At 64.2% G+C, this 16820-nt stretch carries 14 protein-coding genes; 12 read left to right on the forward strand and 2 right to left on the reverse strand.

Annotated elements, in window-relative coordinates; all coding sequences use genetic code 11:
- Positions 1–146 precede the first annotated feature (146 nt).
- Both AC1DZP_RS07525 and AC1DZP_RS07530 read right to left on the reverse strand, forming a co-directional pair.
- Positions 147–548, reverse strand: a complete 402-nt coding sequence (locus AC1DZP_RS07525) for a hypothetical protein (protein ID WP_457153851.1) — start codon at positions 546–548, stop codon at positions 147–149.
- A gap of 125 nt (positions 549–673) precedes the next feature.
- A complete protein-coding gene (locus AC1DZP_RS07530; protein WP_477301273.1) occupies positions 674–2482 on the reverse strand; it encodes a dipeptide ABC transporter ATP-binding protein in 1809 nt (602 codons plus the stop codon).
- Positions 2483–2675: 193 nt separating this feature from the next.
- On the opposite strand from AC1DZP_RS07530, the gene AC1DZP_RS07535 reads away from it, so the two are divergent.
- The 12 genes from AC1DZP_RS07535 to AC1DZP_RS07590 all read left to right on the forward strand — a co-directional run bounded on the left by AC1DZP_RS07535 (position 2676) and on the right by AC1DZP_RS07590 (position 16807).
- The gene (locus tag AC1DZP_RS07535; RefSeq protein ID WP_477301275.1) at positions 2676–4034 is read left to right on the forward strand and encodes an LLM class flavin-dependent oxidoreductase; all 1359 of its coding nucleotides are present in this window, start codon (positions 2676–2678) and stop codon (positions 4032–4034) included.
- A 15-nt stretch (positions 4035–4049) separates the two neighbouring features.
- Positions 4050–4826, forward strand: a complete 777-nt coding sequence (locus tag AC1DZP_RS07540; RefSeq protein ID WP_477301277.1) for a DUF427 domain-containing protein — start codon at positions 4050–4052, stop codon at positions 4824–4826.
- 40 nt (positions 4827–4866) lie between these two features.
- On the forward strand, positions 4867–6504 hold the full coding sequence (locus AC1DZP_RS07545) for an ABC transporter substrate-binding protein (RefSeq protein ID WP_477301279.1): 1638 nt from the start codon (positions 4867–4869) through the stop codon (positions 6502–6504).
- 76 nt (positions 6505–6580) lie between these two features.
- Positions 6581–7540 carry an ABC transporter permease gene (locus tag AC1DZP_RS07550; protein ID WP_477301281.1) on the forward strand — a complete coding sequence of 320 codons (960 nt, stop codon included), beginning with the start codon at positions 6581–6583 and terminating at the stop codon, positions 7538–7540.
- Positions 7537–8424 carry an ABC transporter permease gene (locus tag AC1DZP_RS07555; protein ID WP_477301283.1) on the forward strand — a complete coding sequence of 296 codons (888 nt, stop codon included), beginning with the start codon at positions 7537–7539 and terminating at the stop codon, positions 8422–8424. The genes AC1DZP_RS07550 and AC1DZP_RS07555 overlap by 4 nt, the downstream gene beginning before the upstream one ends.
- A gap of 296 nt (positions 8425–8720) precedes the next feature.
- On the forward strand, positions 8721–10451 hold the full coding sequence (locus AC1DZP_RS07560; RefSeq protein ID WP_477301285.1) for an ABC transporter substrate-binding protein: 1731 nt from the start codon (positions 8721–8723) through the stop codon (positions 10449–10451).
- Positions 10452–10642: 191 nt separating this feature from the next.
- The gene (locus AC1DZP_RS07565) at positions 10643–11626 is read left to right on the forward strand and encodes an ABC transporter permease (protein WP_111543179.1); all 984 of its coding nucleotides are present in this window, start codon (positions 10643–10645) and stop codon (positions 11624–11626) included.
- Entirely contained in the window at positions 11623–12525 is a 903-nt protein-coding gene (locus tag AC1DZP_RS07570) for an ABC transporter permease (protein ID WP_477301287.1), read from the forward strand. The genes AC1DZP_RS07565 and AC1DZP_RS07570 overlap by 4 nt, the downstream gene beginning before the upstream one ends.
- Positions 12522–13337, forward strand: coding sequence for an ABC transporter ATP-binding protein (locus AC1DZP_RS07575; protein ID WP_477301289.1), 816 nt, complete (start codon positions 12522–12524; stop codon positions 13335–13337). The genes AC1DZP_RS07570 and AC1DZP_RS07575 overlap by 4 nt, the downstream gene beginning before the upstream one ends.
- Entirely contained in the window at positions 13334–14272 is a 939-nt protein-coding gene (locus tag AC1DZP_RS07580) for an ABC transporter ATP-binding protein (RefSeq protein WP_477301291.1), read from the forward strand. The genes AC1DZP_RS07575 and AC1DZP_RS07580 overlap by 4 nt, the downstream gene beginning before the upstream one ends.
- Positions 14273–14293: 21 nt before the next feature.
- Entirely contained in the window at positions 14294–14770 is a 477-nt protein-coding gene (locus tag AC1DZP_RS07585) for a GNAT family N-acetyltransferase (protein WP_477301293.1), read from the forward strand.
- Between the two features lie 21 nt (positions 14771–14791).
- Complete coding sequence (locus AC1DZP_RS07590) at positions 14792–16807, forward strand: beta-N-acetylhexosaminidase (RefSeq protein WP_477301294.1); 2016 nt, start codon at positions 14792–14794, stop codon at positions 16805–16807.
- The last annotated feature ends 13 nt before the right edge of the window (positions 16808–16820 follow it).

Consider the following 16820-nt stretch of genomic DNA (forward strand, 5'->3'; position numbering starts at 1 on the left):
AATGATTGAAATGGATGCTCACTCTCAAGCCCTTTGTGATCTCGATCGACGCCGAGTCTCGACGTCGAATTGCAGTGTGCTCGCCGGCGCAAAGCGCCAGCGGCAATCAAACGCCAGAAATCAGCCGCGAGATGGCTGAAACGGCGTCAGACGAGATCGGTGGATTTGGGAGGGAATGGGTCAGGCAGGGAACTTCGCCCATGAAGGAACGGTGTCGGCAGCGCCGACGGCAACCGTACCCTGATCAGGGTCATCGCCGCGAACTCGGGAGGCAACACCGCAAGCACCGGTGCGATGCAGGTCGGCGGACAATGCATCGGTTTGCCGGTGTCGCCGGCGCTTTTGATGCACGCGTTGCAGTCGCCATTCATGGCGGTGTCGGCCATCTTGGCCATGCCGGTATCGGCAGGCATGGTCATGCCGCTGCCAGTCGTCATCATCTTCGCCGACATGGCGCTCGCCTGGACGGCAGACAGGCTGAACCCGGCGGTCAAGAACACCGCGAGCAGCATGACAAGGACATGTTTTGGCGACCTGCGTGCCATCATCCCTTTAGGCTGGCCTCAACAGACTGCATTTGCAAGCGGGATTCCAATCCTGCGACAATGATGGCAGCGCACTGAGCCTGAACGGAAAGATGCCGTTGCGAGCCGTTGGGCTGCAGGGGATCCATTCACGAACCCTGCCGCCAGCAGGCGATCAGATGGCCGGGTGCGACCTGCCTGGCGGGCGGTTCGGCCTTTCTGCAGTCGGGCACGACCAGGGGGCAGCGGTCGGCGAAGGAACATCCCTTGGTCTGCGTGCCGGCTGCCTCGATCTCCACCGGAGCGGACAGCTTTTGCGCGGCCTCATCGGAGGACGCGGCCAGGAGCAGTTGCGTGTAGGGGTGATTGGGGCCCTGGAAGATCTGGTCGGATGAACCGGTTTCGACCAGGCGGCCGCGATAGAGCACGCCGATCCTGTCGGCCATGTAGCGCACGACCCTGAGGTCGTGGCTGATGAACAGATAGGTCGTGTCCTTGTCGCGCTGCAGGTCGTTGAGCAGATTGAGAACGGTCGCCTGGACGGAGACGTCGAGCGCCGAGGTGGGTTCGTCGAGCACGACGACCTTCGGTACGCCGGCGAAGGCCCGCGCGATGGCCGCCCGTTGCCGCTGGCCGCCAGACAGCGATCGCAATTTCTGCTCGGCCGTCGCGCCGGCAAGGCGGACCGACTGCAAGAGTTCGCTGACGCGCGCTTTGACCTCGCCGCGGCGCAGGCCGGCGAGCCGCCGCAGCGGACGGCCGAGGATCCTGCCGATCCGCTGGCGTGGGTTCAGTGTGCGATCCGGCGACTGGAAGACCATCTGCACATCGCGCCGGTCGCCCAGTTTTCTCTTCTCAACGCGTGGCGCGACCGTCCTGCCGAACAGCTCGACCGATCCGGCGTCGGGCGTCTGCAGGCCGGTGACGATCCTTGCCAAGGTCGACTTGCCAGAGCCGGACTCGCCGATCAGCCCGAACGTCTCGCCCTGGCCTATGTCGAGGTCGATATCGCTGAGTACTGGCTGGCTGCCGAAGGCATGGCTGATGCCTTTGCAGGCGATCGCGATCTGGCGTTCTTTCCGCGCGCCGGCGTCTTCATCGTTGGCTGTCGGGTGCGCTGCCAGACCGGGTCCGTCCGTCTCCGCCAGTCTGCCGTCCCGCTTGGTGTAGTTGAGGGCCGGGATCGAGGCGATGAGCGCCTTTGTGTAGGCGTGGCGAGGGTTGTCGAAGACATCAGTGGCGACGCCGCTTTCGACCACCGTTCCCGACTGCATCACCGCCACCCGGTCGCAGGAGCGGCGGATCATGTTGATGTCGTGGCTGATCAGGAGCACGCTGGTTTTGTGATCCTTGCGCAGGTCGTGCAGGATGGCGATGATCTCCGACTGCACGCTGGCGTCGAGCGCCGTCGTCGGCTCGTCCAGCACCAGCAGCGACGGGTCGAGCGCGATCGCGATGGCGATGTTGGCGCGCTGCTGCATGCCGCCGGACAATTCGTGCGGATAGAGATCCAGCACCCGGTCCGGGCGGCTCACCCGAACGCGGTCTAACAGTTCGGCAGCGCGCGCGCGGGCCTCGTCGTGGCGAACTGGGCGATGCCGCATGATCGTCTCGGTGATCTGGCGGCCGATCGTCATGCTTGGATTGAGGGCGGCGCCCGGGTGTTGATAGACGGCCGCGATGTGGTTGCCCCGCAACTGGCGAAGCTGCTCGGCGGAGAGGTCGCGGATTTCTCGGCCCTGGAATTCAAGCGCCGATGCCGCGATGCGGGCATTTTTTGGCAGATAGCGCAGGATGGCGAGCGCCACCGAGCTTTTGCCCGATCCCGACTCGCCGACCAGGCCAAGTGCTTCGCCTTGGCCTATGTGCAGCGACATGCCGCTGACGGCGGGATGCGATCCGTTGCGTCCGTCATAGGCGATGGAAAGCTGGTCGACGTTGAGAACCGAGGAGGACATTGGGAGCTTGAAACCACTTTCTTCCAGCGCGGCGATCGAGGGCAATCGCTTCCGCTTTGGCAATACATAATCTCTATAAAATTACTCGAATTAAGCCGGAGCGCAATCTACCTTTCATCGCTCACGAGAGATTGTTGCCGTCTGCCAAAGCAGCGCGACGGTCTCCGGAGAGCAGATTTGGAAGGAGGCCGGCATGGCTCGAGATCACATGATCCTCAGCGCATTTTTCTTCAACCCGCAGGGCGATCACCGGATGTCCTGGCGCCATCCGCGCGCACCGGGCCGGGAGGTGCTGGACTTCGACTTCTACCGCGATCTCGTGCAGGCGGCCGAGCGGGCAAAGATCGACACCATCTTCGTCGCCGACCACGTGTCGATCTGGGATTCGGTCAAGAGCGGCGTCGCCCACTATGCCAATGCCCGCCTCGAGCCGCTGACGCTGCTGTCGGCGCTGGCCGGCGTGACCAGGCATATCGGCCTGATCACCACGGCTTCGAGCTCCTACAGCGAGCCCTACAATGTGGCGCGCATGTTCRCCTCGCTCGACCATATCAGCAAGGGCAGGGCGTCCTGGAACGTCGTCACCTCGGCCATGGACGAGGAGGCACGCAATTTCGGCCGCGACGGCAATATCGAACATGCATTCCGCTATGAGCGCGCAGCCGAATTCCTCGATATCGTCAAGGCGCTGTGGGACAGCTGGGAAGACGAAGCATTACTGATCGACAAGGCGTCGGGCTATTTCGCCGACCCCGACAAGGTCCACCCGATCGATCACAAGGGAAAGCACTTCAAGGTGCGCGGACCGCTCAACGTCTCGCGGCCACCGCAGGGCCATCCGCTGATCGTCCAGGCCGGCTCGTCCGAGGACGGCAAGAACTTTGCCACCGCCCAGGCCGATGTGCATTTCGCCATCTTCAGCACCAGGGAAGACGGCATCAATTATCGCCGGGACATCAACGAGCGTCTTGCCCGTCACGGCAGGCGGCCGGAGAGCTTCAAGATCCTGCCGGGCATCCTGCCGATCGTTGCCGCCTCCAAGGCGGAAGGCCGGGAAAAGCAGGAGTATCTGCAGACCTTGCTTCCCGACCAGGTCGGCATCGACCTTCTGTCGAGCTGGAGCGGTATCGATCTCTCCGCCTATCCGCCGGACGGGCCGCTGCCGCCGCTGCCGGACGAGAGCACCTTCAATGGTGGACGCACATCGCTCAACCGGGTCCGGCAGTGGTCGAAGCAGAATCTCAGCCTGCGCGAGATTGCCCGCAAGCTCGCCAACAGCGGCTCGGTGCCGACCGTGGCCGGCACGCCGGCGCAGATCGCCGACCAGCTGCAGGATTGGTACGTCTCGGGTGCCGCCGACGGCTTCAACCTGATGTTCCCGCTGCTGCCCGAGGACTGGGTGAATTTCGCCGAGCAGGTGGTGCCGGAGCTGCAGCGCCGCGGCGTGTTCCCGACCGAATACGCGCCGGGAACGCTGCGCGACCGTTTCGGCCTGGCGCGGCCAGCCAACCGCTTCGCCGAGCAGCGCGACAATGCGCGCGCCGTGTCCTGACCCCAGAGACCGAAGATGACCGCCGCACCCAGACTTCAGCCGCGCGAAGCGACCGCGCCGCATCTCGTCAATGTCCTGCACAGCCCCAAGCGCGTGCGCGTCAAATTCGGCGGCCGCACCATCGCCGACAGCCGCAACGTGCTGGTGCTGCGCTCCAACCACTTCCTGCCGATCTATCTCTTCCCGGTGGCGTCGGTCGACGCGTCGGTGCTGAAGCCCTCGCTGCATCGCGAGCCGCACACGGTCGGTGGCGAGACGGCCTACTGGGATATCGACACCGGCGACAGACGAAGCGCCAACGCGGCCTGGTCGTTCGTGTCGCCGCCGGGTGAAAACCTGTCGCCGCTCGCCGGTCGCATCGCCTTCAGCTGGAAGCTCGTCGACCAGTGGTTCGAGGAGGACGAAGAGGTCTTCGTCCATGCCCGCGACCCCTATGCGCGCATCGATGTGCTGCAAAGCACGAGCCATGTGCAGGTCTGGTTCGACGGTGAGCCGATCGCCGACAGCCACCGCCCGGTGCTGCTGTTCGAGACGCATCTGCCGACGCGCTTCTACCTGCATCCGGATGACATCAATCTGGAGCGGCTGACGGCGTCCGCCACGACGACGCGATGTCCTTACAAGGGCATCGCTTCCTATTGGTCCGGGCTCTTGAGCGACGGTTCGGTGCGCCCGGACATCGCCTGGAGCTACCGCGACCCGATCGCCGAGATGCCCAAGATCAAGGGCCTCGTCGCCTTCTATCCGCAGGCCGTGGATCGCATCCATCTCGACGGCGAACCCGTCGCATAGAGCAGCTTTTCAATCTTCATTTCAGACAGGGGTTTAGAACATGACCAAACACAGAGATATCGACGCACTTCGCAATCTGTCGGGGGACATCTGGAATGTCGCCGTCGACGAATATCAGGGCGGCTTTCTCAAGCGCCGCGATCTGCTGAAATACGCCGCACTGCTCGGCCTCACCGGTTTTGCCGGCTCGCAGGGACTTGGAGGCGCGCGCGCCGCAGCCGCTGCCGGCGGCATTGTCCGCGTCGGCCTCGGCCAGCCGACCAAGGCCATCGATCCCGTCTCGGTCACCGATCCGGCCAGCATCGGGGTGATCAGCCAGGTCGGCGAATATTTGATCCTCGACGATCCCAAGGATGGGCTGCAGCCGAAGCTCGCTTTGTCCTGGGAGGCCGACGAGACCGCCAGCCGCTGGACGTTCAAATTGCGGCCAGGGGTGAAATTCCACGACGGCCGTGCGGTCACCGCCAAGGACGTGGTGGCGAGCTTCGAGCGGCTTGTCGATCCGGCCAGCGGCTCATCGGCGCTGTCGGCCTACAAGGGCATCCTGTCCAAGGGCGGCGCCAAACTGGTGGACGACGAAACCGTCGCCTTCGACCTCGACGGTCCCAACAGCAACTTCCCCTTCTATGTCTCCTCCGACGTCTACAATGCCGTCATCCTGCCGGCCGACTATGCCGGCGATTTCGAGAAGACCTTCAACGGCACCGGCCCGTTCAAGCTCGAATCCTTCCGTCCCAAGCAGGGAGCGAGCTTCGTGCGCAATCCAGACTATTGGGGCGACAAGGCGCTGCCCGACCGCGTCGAGATCAAGTTCTTCGACGATGAGCAGGCCCAGGTTCTGGCGCTGCAGGCCGGCCAGCTCGACCTCATCCCGAGCACGACGCGGCTGGAACTGGCGATCGAGGGCAGTCCCAACTTCAAGCTGCTGAGCGTGCAGGCAAGCTCGCATGACCAGGTGCACCTGCGGACCGACCAGGCGCCGTTCACCGACAAGCGCATCCGTCGCGCGTTGGCGCTGACGCTCGACCGCGAGGCGATCGTGAAGGGGCTGCTGAAAGGCCGCGCCATCGTCGGCAACGACACCCCGTTCGCGCCGATCTTCCCCTCCGCCGACGCGTCGGTGCCGCAGCGCAAGCAAGACATCGCCGAGGCCAAGCGGCTGCTGGGCGAGGCGGGTGTGCCGAATGGCTTCGAGGTGACGCTGACCACCGAGCGCGCTTATGACATTCCCGACTATGCGGTGATCATCCAGAATTTCGCCAAGAAGGCTGGCATCGACGTCAAGCTCAATGTCCTGCCGCAGGACGCCTATTACGGCTCGGCGACCTTCGGCAGCTCGCCCTGGCTGGATTCGGTTCTCGGCATCACCGATTACGGCCATCGCGGCACGCCCGACATCTTCCTCAACGCGACCCTGAAGAGTTCTGGGGCCTGGAACGCGGCGCATTTCAACAACCCGGCCTACGATGCTCTGCTGCTCGACTACTCCAAGGCACGCGACCTCAACGCCCAGCGCCTTGCCGCCGGCAAGATCCAGACCCTCCTGCTTGACGAAACGCCGGCGATCATCAGCTACTTCTCGCAGTACAGCCGGATCACCAGCACCAAGGTCGAGGGCGTGCGCTTCACGGCGATTTCGCACCTGCTGCTCGACCGCGTTACCTTCGTCCAGGCATGATGCTCGAGCGGGGAGATAGCGTCCCATTCCGATTCCATCGGGATGGGACTGGTTCAAGGCGAGGCAGCAGGACGCGATGCTGAGTGGCCGCACTGTGTCGGCGCGCGCGGGCACGCTTCTGCTCACGCTGTGGCTGGTCAGCATACTGGTCTTCTTTGCCGGGCAGGTTTTGCCCGGCGATGTCGGCCGCGTCATGCTCGGACCGTTTGCCGATGCGCAAGCGGTGGCGGAACTGAACAAGCGGCTTGGCGCCGACCAGCCGGTTCTCGTCCAGTACTGGCGCTGGTTCAGCAACGCGCTCACAGGCGATTTCGGCACCTCGCTGTCGATGGGCGGACCGGTGGCGCCGTTCGTGCTGGAAAGCCTCAAGCGCTCGGCGGCGCTTGCCGGCATCATCCTGATTTTCCTTGTTCCGCTAGGGGTCGGCGGCGGCGTCATCGCCGGTCTCAATGCGGGCCGCTTCATCGACCGGCTGATCGTGATGGCGGGCGTTTCCTTCGGCATTGTCCCAGACTTTGTGTCCGGTCTGATGCTGCTTATCGTTTTCGGCCTGTGGCTGAACTGGTTCCCGATCTCGGGCGTCGCACCCGATGGCGCAGGCTTCTGGACGAATGGCTATTATTTGATCCTGCCGGCGCTGCCGCTGGCGCTGAACCTTGCCGGCTATATCGCCCGGATGACGCGGGCCGGCGTGATCGAGGCTATGGCCGCTGACTATACACGAACCGCCGTCCTGAAAGGGCTCGAGCGGCGCGAGATCATTTTTCGACATGTGCTGCGCAATGCGCTGACGCCGACCATCGCGGTGCTTGCGACCCAGACCGGCTACATGCTTGGCGGGCTGGTGGTGATCGAAGCGCTGTTCGGTATCCAGGGCCTTGGAAATCTGGTTCTGAACGCGGCCAAGGCACGCGATTTCCCGATGCTTGAAGCCGGCGTGCTGGTGATGGCGGCAATATTCGTGCTGTCGGCGGCGGCAGGCGACCTCGTGCTGGCCTTGCTCGATCCGCGACAACGCCGCCGGGTATCATCATGACGGACCTGGCGGAGTTTCCAGCACCGCGGGGCGCGGTGGTCGGCTTGGCGGCGACGCGCAGGATCCGCAGCGCTTTTGCCGGACTGCCTCCGTCGGTCGTGGCCGGTTCGCTGGTGTTGCTGTTCTGGATCGCGTGCGCGCTGTTCGGCAATCTCTTCGTTCCCTACGATCCCTATGCCGAGGATTTTCTGGCGATGCTGACGCCGCCCGATGCCGCGCATTGGTTCGGCACCGACCAGCTCGGCCGCGACGTGCTGTCCCGCATCGTCGTCGGATCGCGCGATATCCTGCTGGTTGCGCCGCTGGCCACGCTTGCCGGTGTCACCGCCGGCAGCATCATCGGGTTGGTGCTCGGCTATTTCGATGGCTTGGTCGATGCCATCGGGGCGCGGCTGCTCGACACGCTGATGGCATTTCCGTTCATCGTTCTCGTCACCATGACGCTTGTCGCGATCGGCCCATCGAACCTGACCGTTGTTCTGGTGATCGCCATTGCCTACGCGCCGCTGGTGGCGCGGACCGTTCGGGCCGCCGTGCGCGAGCAGAAGCAGCGCGATTATGTCAGCGCCGCCCGGCTTGGCGGGGAGGGTGCTCTCGCCATCATGTTCCTGGAGATACTGCCCAATGTTCGGGAAACGATCCTCATCGAGCTCGTCACCAGGCTCGGATACGCGTTCTTCTCGATCGCCACGCTGAGCTTTCTCGGCCTCGGCATCCAGCCGCCGTCCGCCGATTGGGGACTGGCTGTTGCCGACGGCTACGGCTTCCTGACCGGCGGCAAATGGTGGGTCGTCGTCTTCAATTCTGCGGCAATCGTCTCGCTGGTCATGGCGACCAACCTCATCGCACAAGGCATCGGTGCCTTCGAAAATAGCGATGTGTGAGCTTTGATGCTTCTCCGCCGGCGGCGGAGAGGGAAACCATCCCGTCACAATGATCGCCCTGTGACACCTATGCGTGGAGCCCGGGATAGGGCTCGACGCGATCCGTCAGCATCGCGATCCAGGTCTTTCCGCCGACGAACCCCTTCCATCGTTGCCGCACGTTTCGACAGGCTTCATGGGGATGGCCGAACAGAGCCGTTGACGCTGGCCCCCTTTACCTCCTAGGATTAAATCAAATTGATTTACGTTACTCGCCCGAAGAGGCGGAAATGCCGATCAACAATGGGAGATGAAGTATGACTGACAGGCTGCCAGACCCGCATATGCGTTCCCTGCAAGACCCGTCGACGGCTGTTTCACGCCGGCGGTTGTTGATCGGCACGGCCTTCGTCGCCGCGACCATCGCCACGACTTTCTCCTTCGGCGCGCGACCGGCGTCCGCCGAATCGGTGCTCGCCATGCACATCGAGGAGCAGACGAGCTGGGTGCAGAACTTCAACCCCTTCGACCTTGGCGGGCGCCGCCAGAGCACGATGGATTTCGTCTACGAGCCGCTCGTCATCTTCAACGACTATGACAGCGGCAAGCCGATCTTCCGGCTGGCAACGGGCTACAAATTCTCCGACGATCTGAAATCGATCACCTACACGCTGCGCGACGGCGTCAAATGGTCGGATGGTCAGCCATTGACCTCGGCCGACATGAAATTCACGCTCGAGCTGATGCTGAAGAACCCGGCGGTCGACATTGTCGGCGTCGGCGGCAGCGTCGCCTTGGTCGAAGCGCCTTCGCCGACCGAAGTGAAGATCACGCTGAAGGACGTCGACACGCATTTCCCGGAATCGATGGCCGATTTCCCTGTCGTGCCCGAGCACATCTGGAAGGATGTCGCCGATCCGCTCGCCTTCAAGAACGAGAAGCCGATCGGCTCCGGCCCGATGACCGAGATCCGCCGCTTCACGCCGCAGGTCTACGAGCAGTGCCGCAACCCGAATTACTGGGACGCCGCCTCGCTGCATGTCGACTGCCTGAAGCTGCCGCAGATCTCCGGCAACGACCAGATGCTGGCATTGCTGCCGGAAGGATCGATGGACTGGATCGGCTCGTTCCTGCCCGAGATCGACAAGACCTATGTCGCGCTCGACAAGGACCACAATGGCTACTGGCAGCCGCCGGCGGAAACCATCGCCTTCCAGGTGAACTTCAAGACCGCCAATCCGGCGCTGGCCGAGGCCTTCAACGACATCAATTTCCGTCACGCTTTCAGCCTGGTCATGGACCGCACGGCGATGGTGGACATTGCCGGCTTTGGCTATCCGGTGGTCAACCTGCACGCCAGCGGCCTGCCGCCGCGCTTCGACGCCTGGCGCAACAAGGCGGCCGAAGGCGACAAGGATGTGTGGATGACCTACGACGTCGACAAGGCCAACAAAGTGCTTGACGACGCCGGCTACAAGAAGGGCGCCGACGGCATGCGCACCACGCCGAAGGGCCAGCCGATCGCCTTCGCGATCATCGTTCCCAATGGCTGGACCGACTGGATCGACGCTGTGCAGATCGCCACAGAAGGCCTGCGCAAGGCGGGCATCAACGCCTCGGTGGCGACACCGGAATACGAACAGTGGCAAAAGCAGATTCTCGACGGCTCGTTCGATGCGGTCATGAACTCCCGCGCCGACGGACCGACGCCGTTCCGCGGCTACTACCAGTCGCTGTCGACGGCCTTTGCCGGGCGCATCACCAGTGCGCCGTCGCGCTACTCCGATCCGGAACTGGACAAGGTATTCGACGCCTACCGCAAGGCGACCACCGACGAAGACCGCAAGAAGCTGTTCGACCAGGTGCAGGTGATCATCGCCGACAATTTCCCGGTGGTGCCGGTGTTCAACGGACCGACCTGGTATCAGTATTCGACCAAGCGCTTCACCGGCTGGGTGACCAAGGACGAACCGGTGATGAACCCGGAGAACCACGACAACAACCGCATGCGGTTGATGCATCTGCTGCGCCTGAAGCCGGTACAATAGGTCTGAAGTAACGCCCTTCTCCCCTCATGAGGGGAGAGGGGTCCGTGTCGCAAAATCCTGGCTTCGGCGGCGGTCGCCGCGAGGCCGGATGCCGGACATGGTAAGATGCCTGCAGCCGCTTCTTCGTCCGTCGCTTCCAGCGACAGCTTCTCCGCCAAACGGAGAAGGCAATCGAGCACAAGGAACAGCCGATGCGGATTCCTCTTCGACGGCTTGGGGTCTATTTCGTCGCCTTCCTGTTTGCCATCGTGATGAATTTCACCGTTCCCCGTCTGATGCCGGGAAGCCCGGTCGACGGCATGATCGCGCAGCTCGGACCGCGCGCGACACCGGCGGCGATCGAGGCGATCAAGGCCCGCTTCGGTGCCGTCGAACAGCCGATCCTGGGACAATTCGTCGACTACATCACCGGCCTCGCCCGGCTCGATCTCGGCGTGTCGGTCAAATACTACCCGCAGACCGTCACCCAGGTCCTCGCCCGTTCGGCCGGCTGGACCGCGTTCCTGGTCACCACGGCGATCATCTTTTCCCTCTGCGTCGGAGTCTCCCTCGGCGCAGTGGCAGCCTGGCGGCGAGGCGGACGCTTCGATGCGTTCGTCTCGCCGTTTTCTGTCGTGCTGATCGCAATCCCGCCGGTCATCATCGGACTGGCGACCCTGTTCACCTTTGGCGTGACGCTGCGCTGGTTCCCGGTCGGCTATGCCTACAATCCCGACCTCGATCCGGGCCTGAACTTCACTTTTTTCGGCAGCGTCTTCTGGCACGCGGTGATGCCGGTGCTGACGCTGTCGCCCTATCTGATCGGTGAATTCCAGACGACGATGCGCTCCTCGATGATATCGGTGCTCGGCGAGGACTATGTCACCATGGGCCGCGCCAAGGGGCTCGGCGAGACCGCGGTGATGTTTTCCTATGCGGCGCGAAACGCGATGCTGCCGGTGCTGACCAATCTGGCGTTGATGCTGGGCGCGGTGTTCGGCGGCTCGATCGTCACCGAGATCGTCTTCAACTATCCCGGTCTCGGGCTGACGCTGTTCACCGCCAGTGTCGCGCGCGACTATCCGGTCATCCAGGGCCAGCTGCTGCTGATGACGATGGCGACGCTCGGCGCCAATCTGCTGGTCGACATCCTCTACGGTGTCGTCGATCCGCGCATCCGGGAGGAACGGGCATGAATTTCGGTTGGCAACTTCTGTGGCGGCAGAAGAAGGCCGTCGCCGGCCTGATCATCGTCGCCTCGCTCTGCCTGATGGCGCTCTTCGCACCCATCCTGGCGCCGACCGATCCGGGCGAGCGGGTCGGCCGCTCGCACCAGCCGCCGACTGTCGAGCATTATTTCGGCACCACCAAGATGGGCCGCGACGTCTATGCGCAATTCGTTTGGGGCGCGCGCCCATCGTTGGCGGTCGGTTTTGCCACCGGGTTGTTCATCACCGCACTTGGCACCATCATCGGGCTGGTCGCTGGTTATTTCGGCGGCCGCACCGATGCGACTCTGGATCTGATCACCAATGCGGTGCTGGTCATCCCAAACATCCCGCTCTTGATCCTGCTTGCTTCCTTCGCCGGCACGGTCGGGCCGGTCGCCATCATGATGATCATCGCGCTGACCTCATGGCCGTGGGGGGCGCGCATGACGCGGTCGCAGACGATGGCGCTTCGCAACCGCGAGTTCGTGACCGCGGCGCGCATGGTCGGCGAGCCTTCCTGGCGCATCATCTTCGTCGAGATCCTGCCCAATCTGGTGCCGCTGATCGGCATCAACATCGTCGGCTCGATCATCTACGCCATCGTCGCGCAGACAACGCTCGAATATCTCGGCTTCGGCGATCCGCTCAACGTCACCTGGGGCACGATGCTCTACAATGCGCAGAATTCCTCCGCCATCATCGTCGGTGCCTGGTGGGACATCAGCGCGCCGGCCGCCGGCATCGCGCTGGTCGGGCTGGGCCTGGCGCTGTTGAACTTCACCTTCGACGAGATCGCCAATCCGCAGCTGCGCTCCGGTCCGGCGCTCAGCCGCTGGCTGCGCCTCAGCCGGCTGCGCAAGCGCGACCTGGAGGCGGCACGGTGAACGAGGCGCTGCTGCAAATCCACGATCTCAGTGTCGACTATCTCTTGGACAAGGGTGCCTTCCGCGCGGTCAAGAACGTGTCCTTCGACATCGGCCGCGGCGAACTGTTTGGGCTCGCCGGCGAATCCGGCTGCGGCAAGAGCACGATCGCCTACGCCATCACCCGGCTGGCCAAGGCGCCGGCCTGGGTGGCGGGTGGCGAGATCCTGCTCGACGGCCAGGATCTTCTGAAGTTGCCGGAAAGCCGCCTGCAGGAGGTGCGCTGGCGACGGATCGGCATGGTGTTCCAGAGCGCGATGAATTCGCTCAATCCGCTTATGCGGGTCGAGGCGCAGTTCCACGACGTGCTGCGCCGGCATACCGGCTCGTCGCGCGAAAGATCGCGGGCGCGCGCCGAAGAGATGTTCAAGCTGGTCGGCATCCCGGCCAGCCGGCTGACCGACTATCCGCACCAGTTCTCAGGTGGCATGCGCCAGCGCATCGTCATCGCCATCTGCCTGGCGCTGAAGCCGGAACTGATCATCATGGACGAACCGACGACCGCGCTCGACGTGGTCGTGCAGCGCGAGATCCTCGAACAGGTCATCGACCTGCAACGCGGCTACGGTTTCTCGGTGCTGTTCATCACCCACGATCTACACCTCATGGCGCAGCTCTGCCACCGTATCGGGGTCATGCTGAAGGGCGAACTGGTCGAGGTCGGCGACGTCAGGCAGGTCAGCCGCGCGCCGGCGCACGACTACACGAGAAAACTCTGGGGCGCGATCCCGCAACTGCCCGGCCATCCCCCCGTGAAGGACGCGATCGCATGAACGCCGTGATGACTGTTCCCCCAGCAGCCATCGCGGCCGAGCCGATCGTCAGGCTGGACGGCATCGAGCGCAGCTTCGGCCTGGTGCAGGCGTTGCGCGGTGTCTCGCTGTCGCTGAAGGGCGGTCGCGCGCTGGCGCTGGTTGGCGAATCCGGCTGCGGCAAGACCACCTGTGCTCGCATCATCGCGCGCATGGACACCCCGACCGGCGGCGAGATGCTCTACCGCGGCCGCAACATCACGCGGACCGGCACGGCCGCCGAGGAAAGGGCCTACCGCCGCGCCGTGCAGATGGTGTTCCAGGATCCGTTCGCCTCGCTCAACCCGGTGTTTTCGGTACAGCATCATCTGGCCCGCCCGCTGGCGCTGCACGGCCACGCCAGGAGCAAAGCGGAGCAGGTGAAGGGCGTCGCCGATCTCCTCAATTGGGTCGGGCTGGAGCCGGCGTTGACCGCCCACAAGTTTCCGCATGAACTGTCGGGAGGCCAGCGCCAGCGCGTCAACATCGCGCGAGCGCTCGCCGTGCAGCCCGACGTGCTGGTCGCCGACGAGCCGACCTCGATGCTCGATGTCTCGATCCGCCTCGGCATCCTCGAACTCCTGGCGCGGATCAAACAGGAACGGCAACTGGCGCTGCTCTACATCACGCATGACATCGCCACCGCCGCCCATGTCGCCGAAGAGGTGATCGTGATGTTCGCCGGCCAGATGGTCGAGTGGGGTGATACACTCTCGGTGATCGGCGATGCCCGACATCCCTACACGCAGTTGCTGCTTTCGGCGGTGCCGGATCCCGATCGGCCGTTCGTGGCTGGTGACAGCGCCCGCTTTCTCGGTCACGCCGAGGAGGTGCGACGCCTGAGCCGGCCGCCCTCGACTGTGGTCAATCAGGTCGGTCCCAACCATTTCGTGCGCGCGCTGGGCGCGGTGTCCTGAAATCAACACCATAGGGTCTCCATGGATTATCTGGTCAATCTTTCGCTGCTTTCGCCCGATCCTGAACTCGATGCGCGTGTCCGCCGTGCCGCCGTCACCATTCGCCGGGCGTTGGCGCCGGAACTCGAACTGGTGACTGGCTGGGTGCGGCAAACCTTCAACGCCGGCTGGTCGAGCGAGGCGACGGTGGCATTTTCGCGCCAGCCGGCCTCGTGCTTCCTGGCGACACGCGACGCCGAGCTGGTCGGCTTTGCCGTCTATGATTCGATCGCGCGTGGCTTCTTCGGCCCGACCGGCGTCGGCGAGGCCGCGCGCGGCGCCGGCATCGGCCACGCGCTGCTGCTGGCAACGCTGCTCGACATGCGCGTCATGGGCTATGGCTACGCCATCATCGGCGATGTCGGTCCGTCCGAATTCTACGAGCGCACCGTCGGCGCGACGCAGATCCCGGACTCCGAACCCGGGGTCTATGCCGGCCTGCTCAACACCCATCCCTGATCTCTCGTTCGAAAGCTTGTCATGACGCTTCAATCCAAATCCGCATTCCGTCTGGAAACGACCTGGGCACCGGCCACCGCCACCGACAAGCTCGCCTATTCGCTGACGGTCACCAATTTGTCGTCGAAGGCCATCGAAGGTTTTCGGCTGTGCGTCAGCGGCCCGGCCCGCATCGATCCGGCCGTCACCGTCGAAGGCGGCAGGCTTTCGGAACGGCTGTCCAACCATTCCGAATTCGCGCCGCCGGACGGTTTGGTGCTGCAACCGCGTGAGACATGGACCGTCACCGCGCATGGGCTGAGCTATCCGCTGCGGCACTGGACCGACGGCGCCACCGCTGCCTACCTCGTGCTTGCCGATGGCACCGTGACTCCTGTCGCGTTGGGTCCGACCAAGGCGATCGGCGACAATGCGGTGCTGAAGCGCGGTGCCGAAATCTATCCGGTGCCCGCGCAGGCGCCCGTGCCGGTTTCGATCATACCGTGGCCGCGCACCGTTGCGGTCTCCGGCCGACGCGCTGTTCCGCAAGGTCTGGCACTTCGGCCGAAGGGAACGGCAGCTGCCGATGCCGCCGGCGCGTTCGGTGACCTTGTCGACGGCCTGTTTGCTGTCGAGGGCATTGTGCGCAACGAGGCCGAAGGCGGCTTGCCGGTCGATCTCGGCATCGCGGACGGATTTGGCCCGGAAGCCTATGCGATCCGGTTTTCAGCCGATGGGGTCGCGATTTCGGCGGGAACGCGAACCGGATTGTTCTATGGGCTGGTCACGCTCGGCCAGATCCTGCGCGGGGCGCGATCGCACCCCGAGACGTTTCTCTTCCCGGCCGAAGGCGAAATCCGCGATGAGCCGGCGCTGGGCTGGCGCGGCACGCATCTCGACGTCGCCCGGCAGTTCTACGCAACGGCCGAGATCAAGACCTTCCTGCGTATCCTTGCCTGGAACAAGCTGAACCGGTTCCACTGGCATCTGTCCGACGACGAGGCGTGGCGGGTCGAGATATCGGCCTATCCGGAGCTGACGAAGGTCGGCGCGTGGCGCGGCCATGGGTTGCCGGTGCCGCCCTTGCTGGGCTCGGGCCCCGAGCCGAGCGGTGGCTACTACACCAAGGCTGCCGTGCGCGAGGTCGTTCAACTGGCCGGCCAATTCGGCATCGAGGTCGTGCCGGAGATCGACGTACCGGGGCATTGCTATGCGATGCTGCAGGCGATCCCGGAGCTGCGCGATCCCGGCGAGAGCGGCGAGTATTTCTCGGTGCAGGGGTTTCCCAACAATTGCATCAATCCGGCGCGGCCTGAGACCTACGTTGTGCTGGAGAAAATCCTCGATGAACTGATCGAGCTGTTTCCGTTCAAGACCATCCATGTCGGCGCCGACGAGGTGCCGCTGGGCGCCTGGTCCGGTTCGCCGCAAGCGCTGGCGCGGCTCACCGAGGTTGGCGGCGAGGGGCTGGCGGCCGCGCATGCCAAGCGCCTCAACGTGGTCACCAACACGCACGGCGCCGATGAGATCGACGGCTCGGGCGCGGCGGTACTGCAGGCCGAGTTTCTCAAGCGGATACAATCGTTCCTTGCGTCTCGCGGCTGCGTCACCGGCGGCTGGCAAGAGGCGGCGCACGGCAATGTCATCGACAAGCAGAAAAGCTACCTCTGCGGCTGGCGAACGGTCGAAGCCTCAGCCGCACTTGCCGGCGAGAGCTACGCGATGGTGGTGTGCCCCGGCCAGGTCTACTACCTCGACATGGCCAACAGCCCGGCGTGGTCGGAACCGGGTGCGGCCTGGGCCGGCTGGTCCGATCCGGAAAAGCTGTATGGCTTCGATCCTGTCGAGGGCTGGACGGACGCGCAAAAGACGAAACTGCTCGGCGTGCAGGCCTGCATCTGGTCGGAGCCGATGACCGACCGCGCCGTCTTCGACCGGCTGGTGTTTCCCCGCATCTCGGCGCTGGCGGAAACAGGCTGGACGCAGCCGGAGAGAAAGTCCTGGGAACGGTTCAAGGCGCTCGCCGGGCTGATGCCGGTGCTCTACGGGGCGACCTAGGAACCTCCCGTTC

The organism is Mesorhizobium sp. P2_F8 (genome assembly GCF_056403655.1).